Below are 17,723 nucleotides of genomic sequence, written 5' to 3'. Positions count from 1 at the left end.
AATCACCAAAGTAAAAGCCAAACTTCCGGCACACCCGACACTATTACTCAACAAATAGAGTCATCTCTGGTGTACTTTTGGTTTGGCTTTCTACTGTTAAACCGTCTCGGTTTTTGCCTCTATCTTCTCATTCACCTTATCGCAAATGTACTCCCCAATAGGCATTGCCGATGTCGCTGCGGGAGAGGGGGCGTTGCAAACATGCAAGCTTCTTGCGCTCTCTGCAAACAAGAAGTCATGAACCAAAGTGCCATCGGATAACACTGCTTGCGCACGAATACCCGCAGGATATGGTTTGAGATCGTCTACCTTGATGCTAGGGCAGTATTTGTTGACCAACTTGAGATAGCCCGGCTTCCACCAAGAGTTCTTAAACTCATCCAATCCGGTTTTGAGATGCTTTTGTGTCACCTTCCAGAAACCGGAGAAGCTGAGCATCTGCATGGTATCTTGCAGGCTAAAGTTAACCTTGTCGTACCCTTCTCGCTTCCAACCTTGCACCGCATTTGGACCTACGGTCACACTGCCATCAATCATACGAGTGAGGTGGACACCCAAAAAAGGCAAATCAGGGTCGGGAATTGGATAAATAAGATGATTCACCACTTGGTCGTGTTTGCTATCTAAGCGATAGTATTCACCGCGATAAGGGATGATCTGAAAGTCAGTTGGAATACCCATCATCTTAGTCATACGATCCGCCATCAAGCCGCTGCAGGTGATCAAGAATTTGGCATTGAGCTGCATGGTTTGACCGTCTGAAATGCAGGTCAGTTGGACTTCCTCGTCCTTCTCTTCGGCAGCCACCACTTTGGTTCTCAAGCTGATTTGACCGCCGAGCTTTTTGAACTCTTCCGCCATCTGCTCAGTGACCAAACGATAATCGACAATACTGGTGGTTTTGACATAAATCGCGCCCAAGCCTGTGATGTTTGGTTCAGCCAGTTTGAGTTGAACTTCATCGAGTAGCTTTACGTCGATACCGTTGACATGGCAGCGCTCATAAAGGGCATTCATACGTTCGACTTCTTGCTCATTGGTCGCAACCAACAACTTGCCACAGTTCTCCACCGGAATATCGTGCTCAGCACAGAACGAAATGGTTCGCTCTACCCCACGCTTACAAAAATCGGCTTTTAAGCTGCCCGGTGCGTAGTACACCCCAGCATGAATCACGCCGCTATTGTGTCCGGTTTGGTGCCTGGCAAAACCGGACTCTTTCTCAACCAATAAAATGGATTTGTCTGGGTGACGTTGCTGCAGTTGCCATGCTGTCGACACGCCAACGATACCGCCACCAACAATGATGTAGTCATAGACTGATTTCATACGACCTCTTATAAAACCGATAGTTGAGATTGTTGCAATTTGAACTTGCGACCACTGTAAATGAACACCGCGACAAATACCGCGCAGCTTGCCACACGAACCAACATTGGGATGTCGTGCCAAACCAGCAATGTACCCACCACTACCAACAAGAGACGCGTCAGAATGTGTAGAGGACCTTCCAAGTAACCTTCAATCGCACCAATCAATGCATAGGTACCGATGATGGCAAAGAAGCCCACGGTAATGACTGACGTCACATCCCAACTGACTAAGCCTGTGTAAGCAATCAACAGCGGCACAAGATACAAACCTTTGGCGATTTTCCACGCCATCAGGCCGGTACGCATTGGCGGTGTTTTCGCGATGGTTGCCGCAGCAAATGCGGTCAAACACACAGGAGGAGTCACGTTACTGTCTTGCGATAACCAGAAGATGATGAGGTGAGCAGCCAGCAACGCCAAGCCTACTGCTTCCATACCCAAACTTTGCTCTATTAGAGTCTCCATAAAGTCCGCAGGTACTAGCGCCACCATTTCTTTCGCGGTTTCCAACGCCATTGGTGCATTAAGCAGTTCCAGCTTTTCTGGCGCCGCCAACATAAAGATGGCTTTTGCTTGTTCAGGCAATTGACCTGACACCATCAATTCAAGCAATTGGTTTTCCGCAATCAACTTGTAAAGCGCAGGGGCAGACAGTGTACCCAATACAATATACGCCGCTGTCACGGGTAAACCCATACCCAAAACAAGAGAAGCGAGCGCAATCAGAACGATCATGATGAACAAGTCACCATTCGCCCAACCGTCGATCATCAGTGAGAAGGTGTTGCCGATACCCGTTGTGCTGATCACGTTGATCACCAAACCGATACCCACCAGCAATACGGCTGTTGTTGCCATGTTTTTCGCGCCTTGTGAAAGTGCTTCGATGATCGCTTTTGGTCCCATCTTGTGATCTTTCGAGAACCAAGAAGCCACCACCACAGAAATGATCGATAGACCAGCAGCGTAAGTCGGTGTAAAACCTTGAACCAACAAAGTAACCAATACCGCCAGTGGGATAAGATTGTGCCAACCGCTGATGAGCACTTTAAGTAATGATTCATCGCTGGTAGTGATCTTCTGAACGCCGCTGCGTTTGGCTTCGATACGCACAAAGAACGCCACAGACAAGAAATAGATAAGAGCAGGAATGAAAGACACCGCGATGATATCAACATACGGAATTTGCGTGTAAGACGCCATGATGAAAGCACCCGCGCCCATCACTGGTGGCATCAACTGACCACCTGTCGACGCAGCCGCTTCAACGCCCGCCGCGAAGCGCGAAGGGAAACCTGCTTTTTGCATCAAAGGAATACTGATAACACCGGTTGAAACCGTATTTGCCACACTCGATCCAGATACTGAGCCCATCAAACCGGAGCCAATCACAGCAATAAAACCGGGGCCGCCGATGATTTTGCCTGCCGCAGCACGTGCCACATTGATGATGTAATCACCGACACCAGAGCGAACAAGAAACGCACCAAACAGAATGAACATGAATACGAATGTCCAACTGATGCGCGAAATAGAGCCAAACATGCCCTCAGAAGAATAAAAGCTACGGTAGAGCAAAGTTTCCATGCTCAAACCCGGGAAATGGAAAATGCCTGTTGCCCACTTACCCCAAAGCACAACGTAACTCAAACACACCACAATCAGCACTGGAATAAACCAGCCCATGGTGCGTCGGATCAGCTCAATAACAATCAAAATTGCCATGATGGCAAAGACCCAATCGCTGGTCACGAACTTCACGCCACGTTCATACAGCGCATCTTCGGCATACGGAATGTAGAGCAAACACGCGACCGCACCCATAGCAATTAACACATCAATGCCGAGCGCAACCTTACTCTGCTTGAGAGAGATATGAGCCGGATACCAAAGCGCACAAATCACCGCAAAACCAGCAAAGTGGGTCGCGGAAATCCATAACTCCGGTAACGTCGATAAGGTATTAAACCAAATGTGCAAAGCAGACAACACCACGCCAAACACTGTGATTGTGGTGGTTACCCACGGAAAATCTGTGCGCGTGGGCAGCTCAAATTTCTGCAATTCCTTTTCTATTGAGTCGCTCATCTCATACTCCAAGCTCTGGCGGCTTTTTCCATCTTAGATATCGGTAGGGATAAAATGCCCCGAGCCGAAACTCAGGGCGAAGTTGGCGTTATTTCGCCATTAGGTCTGATGGGATTTCGATGCCCATTTCTTTGTAGTAACGCGCCGCACCTGGGTGAAGAGGCACTGGCAAGCCAGCAATCGCTTTTTCCATTGCCATTGCTTTGGTTGCTTTGTGGATGCCTTGTAGGAAAGGCAGGTTTTCGTAGATCGCTTTGGTTAGCTGGTAAACGTCTTCTTCCGAGATATCTTCACGAACTGCCAAGAAGTTTGGCTGTGCAATGGTGGTGATCGGCTTATCTAGACCCGGATACGTGTTCGCTGGGATCTCGTACTTCGTCCATAGGTTGTAGTTGCCGTTCGCCTTTTTGATTTGCTCGTCAGTAAACGAAAGAATCGAAATGTCTTTACCCAGCGCAGCAAAAGCTTGAGTGACCGCACCAACAGGTACACCTGCAGGCGTGTTCATACCGTCAATGGTGCCGTTTTGAAGTGCGCTCGCACTGCCGCCGTAACCCATGTAAGCAAGGTTGAATTTATCAGGGTCTACCTTCAGACCTTTCATGATTTGGCGACCCGAGTTCTCAGTACCAGAATTCTTCTTACCGATAGAGAACTTTTTACCGTCTAGGTTGTTCAGATCTGTCACCGTGCCAGTTTTTGCTAAGTCAGAACGAACAATAAAGTGCTCAACGTTTTGCCACAGCATAGAGACTGAACGCAGCTGCTCTTGGCGACCGCTTTTCTCATAAGGACCTTCGCCAGACCAAGCCCATGCACCGTAAAGACCTTGTAGAATTGCGAACTGTGCTTCGTTTTCGTTCAGCAGTTTGACATTTTCACCAGAGCCCGCAGAGCTGATTGCAGAAAGGGAGAAGTGGTGCTTTGGTGCCAATTTCACTTTGCTTAACGTCGCCAACGCTACGCCCACAGGGTAGTAAGTACCACCTGTCGATGCCGTTGCAAGAATGTAGCTACGATCCTCTGCGGCAGCGTTAGCAGCAATACCAAAAGAAGTCACAGCGACAGCCAAAGCTTTTACCAGCTTATTCATTTTCATTATTACTCTCCGTGTAGTCGTTTCACGATTGGGGATTTACATCATGTTAAATCTTTATTAACAACACATTCCCTAGAGCAATTGAAATGCCAACTTTTAACCCTTTGTATTTATTGAACTAAGTGCTAAAAGACATCAAAAATGAGCAAAATCATGCTGATTTGATAGCAAAGTAATGAGCAAAATCTTGCTCATTGAAGAGAAGAAGGTTGCACGCCTAGATCGCAAAAGGTTAATAAAATGTGATCAAGACAAAATAAATGCACGATTCACTAATAAGCAATATTTTGCCGATGCAATTTTGGATTGAACTGCAACTAATGAGTATCTTAACAATAAGAAGAAAAAGCGCATCATTCTAAACTGCTCACTTTATCAGCGGAGGTTTATAGCCTAAACGACTACAAATAGCACAAAAAAACAGCAAAACAAGCCATGTTACAGAAATGAAAAGTCATTTATTCTAGTTTTGAATTTAAAAAGCAGTTCGATCCACCAGTTCAGAAACAAACATTGACCGTATCAACTTATTTTCTACTTCGGGGTTGTGCCAATAGCCCTATGTTCGTTAGGGTAACAACACGCCAAGGCAAACGTATTCCTTGGTTTTTTTTCGTCATTAAGGATCACCCATGTCAGCAACTGCGCAATTACAATTCGCTTTAAAACGCCCATCTGGCGTTGCTGCAGCGATCCTCCTGCTCTCTCTGGAACTGATTCAGAGCTGACAGGCTATATCTTAACTTTCTGTCAGCTTGAGAAGAAGCTGACGGGAACACCACATACTCCTCCCATTCCTTTCAGTTTCTTCCAAGCGAAACATAAGAGGAATAACAATGTTAAGCGCACGCAATATCGCCGCTTTGGGCTTCATGACTTTCGCCATGTACTTAGGCGCGGGTAACCTGATCTTCCCTCCATTTTTGGGTTACCAAGCAGGTGAAAACTTTCTGAGCGGGATGTCTGGCTTCCTCTTAACGGGCGTAGGTCTGCCTGCAATGGCACTGGTGATGGTCGCTATCGTAAACGGTTCAGACAAATTAACCGCTGCCCTACCTAAACCTTTGGCGACCAGTTTTTGGGTAATGGTATTTATCGTGATTGGTCCTGCGTTCGTGATTCCGCGCGCAATTACCGTGGCTTACCAATTCAGCTTTGCGCCAATGTTTGGTGATGCCGCTTTGGTGCCTTTCACAATTGCTTTCTGTGCTATCACCATTCTATTTGCCCTATATCCGGGTAAGTTGGTCGACAACCTAGGCAAGATCTTAACGCCTGCATTGATGGCTATCTTAATCATCATGTCTGTGACTGCTTTGGTTTCTCCTGCAGGCGAGCTAACTGCCGCAACGGGACCATACGTATCTGGTGCATTTGCTGAAGGCTTGACTCAAGGCTACATGACCATGGATGCGCTAGGCTCTATCGGTTTTGGTTGGATCATCTTCCGCGCGATTCGCAGCATGGGTGTGGATTGCCCGAAAGCCACCGCAAAATACACGCTAATCGCAGCTTTGATGTACGCGGTTGCCATGGCATTTGTTTACATCTCATTGGCTTACATTGGCTCAACAAGCTCATACTTAGGTTCTGAATTCAGTAACGGTGGCGACATCTTAACAGCGTTCACCTTCAACCACTTTGGTGCGTTTGGTTCACTACTACTAGGTGCCGTGATGGTATTGGCTTGTTTGACTACAGCTATCGGCGTAACCACTGCAGGCAGTGAGTTCTACGATAATACTTTCAGCAAAGTGAACTACAAAGGCTGCGTTATTACGACCATGGTATTGGCTGGTTTGATCGCCAACGTAGGTCTGGAGCAACTATTGGCTATCACATTGCCAGCGGTTGTGGCGCTTCACCCAGTAGCAATTGCGTTGATGATCATGGCACCAGTGCGCAACAAGATGTCGCAAATCATGGTCGTCGCGACGGCGTTCACTGCTCTAGCGTTTGGTTGTGTTGATGCGCTGCACATCCTCGGTTACATGCCAGATTCCACCGATGAGTGGATGGGTAATTACATGCCTCTGTACAATGACTTTGCTAGCTGGATTATGCCTAGCGTATTTATGATGATTGTTGGTCTGTTGTTTACGACGAAAACCAACCAAACCGAACAATTCGAGCTGGTAAATGAATAGCCGTTTAACATAAGACATCACTCAATAAGTAAGTTAATATGTAGTTCGCTTATTGATATCAGGCAAAGGAGTTGCCTGAACTATGGATTGATGTGGAGCGCTTATGGACAATCAGTATTTAGACATCAGAACGCTCAACTTTATCGTTATTCTGTTCTCTTGCATTTACTCAATCAGTCTACTTTGTTACCAATACACACAGAAAAAAATCAAAGGCTTAAAGACTTTTTCTCTCTCGCTATTATTTATTGGCTTTGGGCCTTTTTTACTGGGATTTAGAGGCTCCGCACCAGATTGGCTTACCATCGTCATAGCGAATACGCTCATATTAATCGGCTTCTTGCTTACGCTTTACAGCGTGAGCATTTTTCGTCAATTCCCTCTAAAACTGGCCCACTCACTCGCTTTTTTAACGCCCATTTTCAGCGGTTCGTTTTATTATTTCACTTTCCATGACCATTCAATTAAAAGCCGTATCATTTACTTAAGTGTTTATATCTGCATCGTTACGTTTTTTAGTGGGATCGCCATGCTGAAAGGCACCAAGCAAGACCAAAAACTCCCAACCATAGTGATGGCGTGCTCCTTCTTTTGCTTCAGTATTTTTATGGGCTTCAGAGCACTTTGGAGCGCTTTCGCCAATGAAGTGCCAAATTTTATGACCGCAGGTTTTATCCACCAGATGACGTTTTTACTTAGCATCTGTCTGATTGTCGCTATGAGCTTTAGCATGTTGTGGCTAATTAATGGCCGCTTGATACAGTCAATCAATGATCTCTCACATTTAGACGCCCTCACAGGGCTTCATAATCGTCGCGCGATGGAAGAAATTGTTCCAAACCTTGTTAATCAAGCGCACAAACGGAAGCAATCAATAAGCATCATCATGACCGACATGGACGAGTTCAAAGCGATTAATGATCACTACGGCCATACGGTAGGCGATTCCGTCATGGCTACGATTGCCGCTATCTTTAAGAAACACCTCCCAGAGTCAGCTTGCACAGTACGATTTGGTGGTGATGAGTTCATGATTGTTTTACTTGAAAAAGCACAACGCGCCAAAATTGTTGCCGAGCAAATTCGCCTGGCGGTGGAAACTGAAGCCTCATTGCAGTCATTCGAGAATGAGATCACCATGAGCTTTGGAATCAGTGAGTTATCTGAGGGACAATCGCTTCACGAGGTCGTTGCTGAAGCAGACGAAGCGCTGTATAGCTCTAAACATACGGGCAGAAACCAAGTCACCTTGTTTGGAGAAGAGAAAGGCCTAACTTATAAGTTTGTCCCAACTCCCTCAAAGAGCGCTTAATCATATTTGTGACGCCCATAGCGGTAAATCAGCTTAAAAATTGCGTTAAGTATAATCAGAGCGATTTAAACCAAACTTTTGCATCTTTTGATTCAAAGTTCGACGAGGTAAATCCAACTCCTGCATCACCTCGTTAATGCGTCCGTGATGCCTGACCAATGAATCATGCAGCACCTTGCGCTCAAAATTGTGTAATTGAATAACCAGAGGAACACCCACTTGCGTCTCCTCCGTGGTTGACGAAGGACGGCTAGAGAGAATTTCCATCACAGATACCGTTTCATCCAAAGCAAAACGCATAGCCACGTTTCGCAGCTCTCGAACATTCCCAGGCCAAGCGTAGGAAAGCACTGCGTTTCTGTCGGCATCACTCAATGGTCGGGTTTCAGGGTTAGTTTGCAAGGTGAAGTGCTCAAACAAAATCAGTGAATCTTCTTCTCGCTCACGTAATGGTGGCAAATAGATCTGCGCCACATTGAGTCGATAATACAAATCTTGACGAAACTCATCATGATCATTGAGATCTTCTTTCGCGGCGGCGATCACTCTCAAATCAACCGAGATCTGTTGATTGCCTCCAACGCGCTCAACTGTATGTTCCTGTAATGAACGCAGCACTTTCACCTGCATGGACAGCGGCATACTCTCGATTTCATCAAAGAATAAGGTGCCTTTATCCGCGTATTCCAATTTGCCAATGCGCTTTTTACCCGCTCCGGTAAATGCCCCAGCTTCATGCCCAAACAGCTCACTTTCAAACAGGTTCTCAGGAATGGCGCCACAGTTGATTGGCACAAAATGATGGGTTCTGCGTTGGCTTTCATTGTGCAAACTGGTCGCCACCAGCTCTTTACCACACCCCGTTTCACCGTAGATGATCACGTTAGTATCGATTTTCGCCAGTTTCGCAACTTGCTCGCGTAATTGCTGCATCACTCGACTTTGACCAATGAGCACCTCTTCTAAACCACTCACGCTGGCTAGATACTCTTGGCGGTGAAGCGTCGATGTTTGCGCGCGGTGGCTCTCGACCGCATCTGTGACGCGTTGAGACAAACGCTCCGGCTGGAAAGGTTTTTCAATAAAATCAAACGCGCCGTTTTGTAGCGCATTCACCGCCATATCCACATCACCATGACCAGTAATTAGTATCATTGGTGTTGGAATGTGATTCGCAATAAGGCTCTCTAAAATCGAAATTCCATCAGTATCTGGCAAACGAACATCACTAACTATCGCATCAAACTCTTGGTTCAGAATGGCGGTTTTACCTTCCTCCCCCGAGCTAAAAGCTATGACGTCAAACCCCGCCAATTGCAGCCATTGGCTTGTTGCTTGACGAACGATGTCATCATCTTCAATTAGGGCGATACGCGGAATGTCGTCAAAAGTCATGAGTTACTGCCTGATCGGTGATAGAAGTCTTTGCTAAAGTTAGCAAAAACCATGCTATAGAAAAGGAGCTAGATCCCACTTCTTAATCACAATTCTTTAACATCCAATCAGTTAAGCGCACTCTTTCACTACCAACTACGATAACTATGTTCAGCCAAACGGAGCTCGTATGCAGCGCACTAAGAATGGGAAAATGTGGCTAACCGCCGTATTGATCAGTGCGCTGGTGATCTTTTTCTACGGTGCTAGCCGAGAGGTGGCCCATCAATGGCTGAGCGTCCAAACTCAACAAGAAGCACAACAGAAACTCCTCGACTACATTGGTGAAGTCCGCCGAGCATTAAAACGTTTCTATCACCTTCCCTATCTCGTCACGAATAACCCAGAAACAATTTCGTTTGTGAAAGGTAATTTAAACTACTACGAGCCACTTCAAGCACAACTGACACAGCTCGATAAAGCCGCGAATACAGAGGGCTGGTTGATACTTTCAACCTCGGGAGAAGTGTTGGTATCGAGTCTGATCGATGAACGGTTCAGCCGCTCTGACCGCCGTGCGATTGTCGAACAAATACAACGTCAGGGAGAAGGCGTCTCACTGGTGAATAAAACAAAAGGTTCTAGTCCCCTTTACTACCTCTCTGCACCAATTTTTGATGGTTTGGAGATAGCGGGCATCGTTGTTGTTCAAATCAACCTGAGTTTGCTAACGGAGCAGACCATCACCAGCCAAGACATCATCACGCTACAAAATCGCCATCAACGCTTCTTCCTCTCCAGCAGTACAAACTATAACGCCGACTGGTTTAATGAACCGAATAACCAAGCCAAAGTCGAAACTCAAACGCTGTATGACAATACGGTGATTCATTTCTGGACTCTCAATCAGCAGCGCTACTTTGCACACACAGTAAAGCTGGACGACTTAAACTGGTTTGTCAGTTACCTTATTCCGACCAAACCTGTTCAGCAAACTATTAGTGTCATTGGATGGAGCATCGCAGCGCTCCTCCTGCTCCTTATCCTGTTGGTCATCATTGGTTTACAGCGTCGACAAAAACATCTCAATCAGCAGCGTATTCAAGCCTTACTAGAAGAATCGCAACGCCGACTTAAACAGATGATCAATAAAACACATGTTGGTTTGTTGTTGATTGACGAACAAGGTCTATTGTTCGACCTCAACCCAATGGCAAAACGCCTTTTTTGTCTTCCTGAAAGTGTGAATCGTCATACCTTCGCTTGGGAGTTATTTGATGCAGGTAATTCAAATTCGACCACACTCACTTTGCTTAGAGATCTGCCAAAGCATAAGGAACTGGCAGAGATTAGCGCTGTAGAAACCATGGCGAGACGCAGTGATGGCAGCGTATTTCCTGTACTCTTTTCACTCACTAGCTTCCCATGGCACGGTGAGCAGTATTTCCTTGCTACCATAATCGACATTAGCAAACGTAAAAAAGCGGAACAATCGCTGCAGCTGATTAACCAAGAGCTCGCTCAAAGGGTGGAAGAGCGAACTCAAGCTTTAAAACAAGCCCAAGAGCAATTGATTGAATCAAGCAAAATGGCAGCATTGGGCAGAATGTCGAGCGCGATTACCCACGAGTTAAACCAACCATTGACTGGCCTGCGTACCCTTTTAACCACCAACGAGTTGCTAGCAGAACGTGGACAAACAGACATGATGAAAGCCAATAACAAGTTGATTCAAAAGTTGATTGACCGCATGGCAAGCATGACCAGTCAGCTAAAAACGTTTGCCTACAATAAACCAGAAACACTGCACGAGATATCGCTGACAAACGCTTTAGAAGAGACGCTACGCGTCTATCAATCTCAACTCGCGAAGGTAGACGTTCGGGTACGCATTCCCAACGACTTACCCAATATCATTGGCGAAGAGCAACGCCTACAACAAGTGCTCGGCAACCTAATTTCCAACGCATTAGATGCGATGAAGGAAACCCAAGATCCACAGTTAATGATTGCCGTTACACCCACTACCGATAATGTTGAGGTCGTGGTAAGTGATAATGGGTGTGGGGTACCTTCAGACCAACTCGATACCATGTTCGAGCCTTTCCAAACCAGTAAAAAAATTGGTGAAGGACTGGGGTTAGGACTTTCCATCACCGCCAACAATATGCGAGATATGCAAGGGAAAATCAGTGCGCAGCTCAACGCTGATAAAGGCATGTCCTTCACCTTAATGTTTGAGCTCGCTCCTCATCGTAGCTAATCCAACGCCATCCACCTCTCCAGCTTTTCTCCACACAATTAAAGAGCAATAAATCTTAATCAACTTTATAAAGCGAGTTGCCTAACCTACGCTTAACTTGATGAATCGCCACATGCTATTCATCAGCACAATTTTTGGTGGTTGACACCAAGTTTTAGCTCCCACCATCTAATTTATTGATAAGTAATTATTTAAAGTAAGAATGGATGCGTTATGAGAAAACTAACTTTAGCAGCAACAGGGGCGCTTTTTATTTTATCACCTCACGCTTTTGCAGCACCTTACGCAGCAGACGCTCGAAGTCACGGAATGGGAAATACAGGCGTCGTTTCCGCTGACTATTTAACCGCTCCTCTACACAACCCAGCCCTAGGCGCTCTCTATCGAGAAAATGACGATATCGGCCTACTCATTCCTGCTCTCGGCGTCAATATTCACGATGAGGATGAAGCTTTATCAGCCGTTGATGATGTTCAAGACCTTTACGATAGTATTCAGGGCATTCCCACACCTGCGAACGAAGCCGAACTTAATCGACTACTCGATCAATTAGATAAGAGTGCTCCAGTCGTCATTAACGGAGGTCTGAGCCTCGCGATTGCGATTCCGACACGCTACATGTCGGTAAACCTTTTTAGCGCTGGTTATGTGGAGATACTTGCGGCACCCGATATCTCAGATTCAACAAACACCGCAGATCGATACCTCAATTCTGCCGTCGACCTAGCGGCTTTCGGTAGTGCGGAATATGGCGTTGCCTTAGCTCGCGCATACACGATAGGTGGGCAGCAATTCGCATTTGGTATTACGCCCAAATACCAACAACTTAAAACCTATACGCAGCGTACAACACTAGATGACTTTGATATCGAGGATTACGACAAAAGTGAAGTATCAAAGAACACGTTCAATATGGACCTTGGGGTCGCTTGGTATCACAACGCATTTAGAGCTGGTCTCTCGTTAAAAGACGTCTTCGAGCAAGATATAGAAACAAAACTAGGCAACTATACCTACGAACTCACGCCACAAGCGACCCTTGGTATCGGCTATGTCGGGGATTATGTCGCTCTGAGCCTAGACGCCGATCTCACCAAACAAAAGCGCTTTAAAGAGCTCGACGATGACACCCAGTTTATTCGCGTTGGTATCGAGGGGAATGCTTGGGGATGGGCGCAACTCCGCGCTGGTTATGAAGTTGACCTAGAAAATAATCTCGATAACTCGGTGACAGGTGGCATTGGCATCAGTCCTTTTGATGTGATCAGTGTAGACCTCGCTGGGTCTTACGCTGGCGATAACCAGTTTGGCGCGGCGGCGAATTTAGCATTTACGTTTTGAATACGAATGCCAACCTAAATTCACTTAGGTTGGCATTGTTAACAACCATCCTATATCTCAATGTTTATCATTACTGACGTTTGGTGATGAACTGATAAAAACACGATCTCGCTACAAGTATCGAGATGTCTCCTACACTATTCTCAAGCAATAAATCCACAAACATTTCCTAAATATAAAGAGTGAGAAACATGATTAAGTTTCCAGATAATTTCCTTTGGGGTGGTGCCATTGCGGCCAACCAGGTAGAGGGGGCATACAACCTTGGGGGGAAAGGTTTATCAACATCAGATATGTTGCCAAACGGCATTCTAAGCCCGCATCAAACGCGTGAAGAACGAACGCCTGGTATCAAAGATCTTGCGATCGATTTCTACAATCGCTATCCAGAAGATATTGCCCTGTTTAAAGAGATGGGATTCACCTGCCTGCGCTTGTCCATCGCTTGGAGTCGTATTTTTCCTAATGGTGATGAACTGGAGCCAAACGAAGAAGGACTGGCGTTTTACGACAAAATTTTTGATGAGCTAGCGAAGCACGATATCCAGCCTTTCGTGACCTTATCTCACTACGAAATGCCTTACGCACTGGTTGAGAATTATGGTGGTTGGAGCGATCGTCGAGTGATCGAGTTTTTCGAGCGTTACGCTCGCACCGTGCTGGAACGCTACAAAGACAAAGTGAAGCTGTGGCTTACCTTTAACGAAATCAACATGTCACTTCATGCGCCATTTACGGGAGTGGGCTTGCAAGAAGACGCCTGTGAACAAGACATTTATCAAGCGATTCACCACCAGCTTGTAGCAAACGCGAAAGCGGTAAAACTGTGTCAGCAAATCGTACCAAACGGCAAGATTGGTAACATGCTGCTTGGCGCAATCAACTACCCATACACCTGCAACCCTGATGATGTGCTTGCTGCTATGCATGAAAACAATAAGTGGTTGTTCTTCGGTGATGTGCAGACTCGTGGTCAGTACCCAGGCTACATGAAACGTTACTTCCGTGAAAACGGCATTGAAATACAAATGGAAGCTGGCGACTTAGAAGAAATTGCATCGGCCAGTGTCGATTTTATTTCCTTCAGCTACTACGCAAGTGGCTGTGCGAGTGCCGATCCGAAACAGAAAGAAGTGGGTAACATCGTCGATAGCGTACCAAACCCATACCTTGAAAAGAGCCAATGGGGCTGGTTGATCGATCCAAAAGGCCTGCGCGTTTTGCTTAACTTCCTTCACGATCGTTACCAAAAGCCGCTATTTATCGTCGAGAATGGCTTAGGCGCTCGCGATGAATTCGATGAAAACGGGGAAATCCAAGACGATTATCGAATTTCATACCTTAATGATCATTTGGTTCAAGCACACGAAGCGATTCTTGATGGCGTTGAGTTGATGGGCTTCACCAGCTGGGGGCCAATCGACTTGGTGGCTAACTCAACAGCCGAAATGAGCAAGCGTTACGGTTATATTTATGTCGATCGTCATGATGATGGGCAAGGAACGCTAGAGCGTAAACGCAAGAAGAGCTTCTACTGGTATCAAGACGTGATTCGTACTTCAGGCGGTTCATTGAAAAGCTAAGCCTGTTGTCTGGATATAAAGTGCGACTGGGCATTCGCCTAAACAATCAAGCCCTGCATTTGCAGGGCTTGAATTTTAAGGTGTTAATGCATTTAGAGATTAAACTGCAATCTCTCCACCGTCTTCACGTCGAATGACAACCGTCGCAGCTCGTGGACGCACAGAAACACCAGCAGGCGTTTCTTCGGCGGCATCTTCACTGTATGGCCAGTTGCCTGGGTGCTGAATATTCACAAACAATGATTTGTAATCAGGGCTGATAGTAAAGCCTGTCACTTCACAACCATTTGGTCCGACAAAGAAACGTTTAAGCTCTGCTTGGTTATCCGCACCAATCACTGCTTGGTCACCATTCTCATCTGTTAGCTTAGATGGCACAACGGCCAACATTTGATCATTAGTGTAAGACGTAACTTCATCTGCGCCGTTATCGGTCTGAATCCACAAAATACCACGGCCATCAAACGCTAATCCGTCAGGGCTAGCAAACTGGTTTAGCTCATTCAGGCCAGAACGGTTGGTATCTGCATCACCATTTGCTGGCGAACCAAAGACAAAGATATCCCAAGTAAAGTCTGTAGCTGAAGCCCCTTCATCCCAACGAATAACGTGACCAAACTTATTATTCAAACGTGGGTTCGCAGGATTGGTTTCATCTGTACGGCGCGTATTGTTCGTCAATGTTAAGTAAACCGAACCTGTGAATGGATCAACCGTACACCACTCTGGGCGATCCATTGGGGTTGCCCCAACGAGGTCAGCCGCGCCTGCCGTATTAATGATAATTTCAGCCAATGAGTTAAAGTGCTCCGCTAACGTACCACCAGATTTTGTTACGCTATCAAGCGTCAACGGCAACCAAGTACCTGTACTGTCTTCATTGAAACGCGCAACATAAAGTGTGCCTTCGTCCATGTACTTATCGCCTGTCGCTAGGCGGTTTTCCGAGTTTGCATCTGCTGGATCCCACGATGCCGCAGATTCAAATTTGTATAGGTACTCAAAGCGAGAGTCGTGACCAGAGTAGAATACCACTGGTTTGCCTTCTTCAAGCTTACCAAACGTACAGCCTTCGTGACGGAAACGACCTAGTGCAGTACGCTTTTTCGCACGCGAGTTTTGCGTGTAAGGGTCAATTTCGACGATGTAACCGTGACCATTGGCTTCATTACGGTAATCATCCATTGCACTTGCTCCTGTTGGAGCCACGTTAAAGCGAGAGAACTCATCGAGACGCTCTTCTGCATTTCCTGAAAGTGTTTCCCACAAGTAGCGTGTGCTTTGGTCATCAACACCAATGCGATCTTGTTCTTCTGTACGAGTCCCGGCGTTAACAAAGTAACCTGGCCAGTTCTCTTCACACGTTAAGTACGTGCCCCACGGCGTATAGCCGTTGCCACAGTTGTTTAACGTACCACGCGCTTGGCTGCCATCTGGCGAGAAACGAGTGACGGTTAGTGACGTGTGCGCGACCGGGCCAGATAAGTCCATTGCTGTCGCACCAGTGTAACGGCGGTTTAGTGGATCGGTATCGACTAGCTTCCACATGTTGTCTTCAAGCTGAATACGAACCACTGATACACCGTGCGCGTTAATCTCTTTACGCACTTCATCTACAATGGTACGTACGCCATTTTCAACCGTCGGACCGTTTGGATGCAGTGCTGATGTATCAATGTACTCGTGGTTGATGCAAAGCAGACCGTCGGTCGTACTGTCATTTAATGGGAAAAAGTGCATGCCATCATGGTGCATGCCCAACGCGTTAAGTTGGTCTGAGCTGGTATTGCTGCCATCATTTTTCCACGCGCTGCCTTGTGCATTAAGTGGTGTTCCCCAAGGTACCAATACTTGTGCGGTGTAGCCTTGTGGAATTGAAACGGCGTCAGTGAGTGAGCCAGGGATAGATTCAAAGTTAAGAACGGCTTTAGATACTCCCGAGCCACTGCTTACTGTACTTCCTGAGTCAGACGAATTACAACCAACCAATCCGAAAGCACCAAACGCTGTCATCGCACTGATACCTAAACCACCTTTTAGAATGCTGCGTCGAGATAGGCTCGCTTCTAATACTTCTTCAAATGGTTTGTTTTCACTTTGGTTATAACGCGTCGCGTCAAAGGTTTCCTTGCTCATTTTTACTTTCCCGATCTTATAGTTTAATTAATAAATAAGTGATTAGTTGAACGGCAAGAAGTTTGGAGAAGAAAAATGACAAAAGTGCTTAAAACATATGAAACTTGTGTTTCAGCAGTGCAGCAAACTCAGCAGCGTTACCAATTGAGCAATTAAGTTTTGGTCACATAATCACCAACTGTATCGCTTCACTCTGATTTTACTTGGGCTAAAGTGTGATAGAAGGTATAAGGTGTACGAATTCAAATCATCTACGAGAGATAATCATGAAATTAGACAAGATCGATAACAAGAGCCGTCGTATCCGTAAAAAGCTGTTCTTAGGTGAGTTCGCAATCCTGGGTTTCGAGATCAGCTGTGAAACAGACATCAACGACTTCGACCGTTACGATGCATTCGTTGATGACTTTATCGACTATATTGATGGGCTTGGCCTTTGCTTCGGCGGCGGTGGTCTAGAACTGTTTGAAGGCTTCCTATGCTCCACTGACCGTTACGGCAGTGCTACTGAAGAGCAAAAAGCACAAGTTATTGCATGGTTAGAAGCACGTCCAGAAGTGAAAAGCGCAAAAGCTGGCGACTTGGTTGACGCAAACTACCTGTAAGTAACAGAGTCATACTGACAATAATAAAAAGCTGGTCTCCGGACTGGCTTTTTTACTTTTGGAAGTGTGTGATAGTAAAAGTAGAGTGCTGGGAGGTTGTGCGGAGTGAATGTGATTGTGGCGTTTTTTGAGCTGGCAATCAGCGGGAAACGGCGTTCCACTGCCAGCTCGTGCCTTTAGGTATCATTAACTATGATTTTTTAGCTGGTGCGTCTTTCGTGTCTTTCCAGTATTGAATACGCACACGATGTAGCTGAGCTCTTCTAGTCTTTTTCATAGTAAAATCCCTCATCTTATATAAGTAACGCTCCTTATGGAGCTTATTGTCTAAGGTCGAATCCCCTTCAATCTATAAGGGAACCAATTATTTAACCGTGACCAATTTCACAACATAATGATAAT

Annotated in this window: 11 protein-coding genes; 6 read left to right on the top strand and 5 right to left on the bottom strand. The window is 46.1% G+C overall.

The window, feature by feature from the left end:
• Nucleotides 1-96: 96 nt before the first annotated feature.
• The 3 genes from lhgO to L3V27_RS00240 form a co-directional block, all read right to left on the bottom strand.
• Nucleotides 97-1,329: an L-2-hydroxyglutarate oxidase gene (gene lhgO, locus L3V27_RS00250; RefSeq protein ID WP_237310681.1), complete on the bottom strand. Its 1,233-nt coding sequence runs from the start codon at nucleotides 1,327-1,329 to the stop codon at nucleotides 97-99.
• A gap of 8 nt (nucleotides 1,330-1,337) precedes the next feature.
• Nucleotides 1,338-3,461 carry a TRAP transporter permease gene (locus L3V27_RS00245; RefSeq protein WP_237310680.1) on the bottom strand — a complete coding sequence of 708 codons (2,124 nt, stop codon included), beginning with the start codon at nucleotides 3,459-3,461 and terminating at the stop codon, nucleotides 1,338-1,340.
• A gap of 88 nt (nucleotides 3,462-3,549) precedes the next feature.
• Nucleotides 3,550-4,560, bottom strand: coding sequence for a TAXI family TRAP transporter solute-binding subunit (locus L3V27_RS00240; RefSeq protein WP_237310678.1), 1,011 nt, complete (start codon nucleotides 4,558-4,560; stop codon nucleotides 3,550-3,552).
• Between the two features lie 836 nt (nucleotides 4,561-5,396).
• Between L3V27_RS00240 and brnQ the strand changes: the two genes are divergently transcribed.
• Together brnQ and L3V27_RS00230 are read left to right on the top strand one after the other, a co-directional pair.
• Nucleotides 5,397-6,707 carry a branched-chain amino acid transport system II carrier protein gene (brnQ, locus tag L3V27_RS00235; RefSeq protein WP_237310676.1) on the top strand — a complete coding sequence of 437 codons (1,311 nt, stop codon included), beginning with the start codon at nucleotides 5,397-5,399 and terminating at the stop codon, nucleotides 6,705-6,707.
• A 103-nt stretch (nucleotides 6,708-6,810) separates the two neighbouring features.
• Nucleotides 6,811-8,019 carry a diguanylate cyclase gene (locus L3V27_RS00230; protein ID WP_237310674.1) on the top strand — a complete coding sequence of 403 codons (1,209 nt, stop codon included), beginning with the start codon at nucleotides 6,811-6,813 and terminating at the stop codon, nucleotides 8,017-8,019.
• Nucleotides 8,020-8,064: 45 nt separating this feature from the next.
• Here L3V27_RS00230 and L3V27_RS00225 read toward each other — a convergent pair whose 3' ends face one another.
• Nucleotides 8,065-9,414: a sigma-54 dependent transcriptional regulator gene (locus L3V27_RS00225; protein ID WP_005393614.1), complete on the bottom strand. Its 1,350-nt coding sequence runs from the start codon at nucleotides 9,412-9,414 to the stop codon at nucleotides 8,065-8,067.
• A gap of 169 nt (nucleotides 9,415-9,583) precedes the next feature.
• Here L3V27_RS00225 and L3V27_RS00220 point away from each other — a divergent pair, with 169 nt between their 5' ends.
• From L3V27_RS00220 to ascB, 3 genes are all read left to right on the top strand, one after another.
• Nucleotides 9,584-11,656 (top strand): ATP-binding protein, encoded by a 2,073-nt coding sequence (locus L3V27_RS00220; protein ID WP_237310671.1) that lies wholly within the window; start codon nucleotides 9,584-9,586, stop codon nucleotides 11,654-11,656.
• A gap of 213 nt (nucleotides 11,657-11,869) precedes the next feature.
• Nucleotides 11,870-12,997, top strand: a complete 1,128-nt coding sequence (locus L3V27_RS00215; RefSeq protein WP_006741246.1) for a conjugal transfer protein TraF — start codon at nucleotides 11,870-11,872, stop codon at nucleotides 12,995-12,997.
• Nucleotides 12,998-13,188: 191 nt separating this feature from the next.
• Nucleotides 13,189-14,580: a 6-phospho-beta-glucosidase gene (gene ascB / locus L3V27_RS00210; RefSeq protein ID WP_237310669.1), complete on the top strand. Its 1,392-nt coding sequence runs from the start codon at nucleotides 13,189-13,191 to the stop codon at nucleotides 14,578-14,580.
• A gap of 99 nt (nucleotides 14,581-14,679) precedes the next feature.
• Here ascB and L3V27_RS00205 read toward each other — a convergent pair whose 3' ends face one another.
• Nucleotides 14,680-16,716 carry a PhoX family phosphatase gene (locus tag L3V27_RS00205; RefSeq protein ID WP_237310668.1) on the bottom strand — a complete coding sequence of 679 codons (2,037 nt, stop codon included), beginning with the start codon at nucleotides 16,714-16,716 and terminating at the stop codon, nucleotides 14,680-14,682.
• A gap of 266 nt (nucleotides 16,717-16,982) precedes the next feature.
• Between L3V27_RS00205 and L3V27_RS00200 the strand changes: the two genes are divergently transcribed.
• Nucleotides 16,983-17,321: a 50S ribosome-binding protein YggL gene (locus L3V27_RS00200; protein ID WP_005393599.1), complete on the top strand. Its 339-nt coding sequence runs from the start codon at nucleotides 16,983-16,985 to the stop codon at nucleotides 17,319-17,321.
• Nucleotides 17,322-17,723 lie beyond the last annotated feature (402 nt).

Origin of the sequence: Vibrio sp. J2-3(2022) (genome assembly GCF_021725735.1) — a bacterium.
Classification (GTDB): Bacteria; Pseudomonadota; Gammaproteobacteria; order Enterobacterales; family Vibrionaceae; genus Vibrio; species Vibrio diabolicus.
This window is presented reverse-complemented; position numbering and strand designations above follow the sequence as displayed.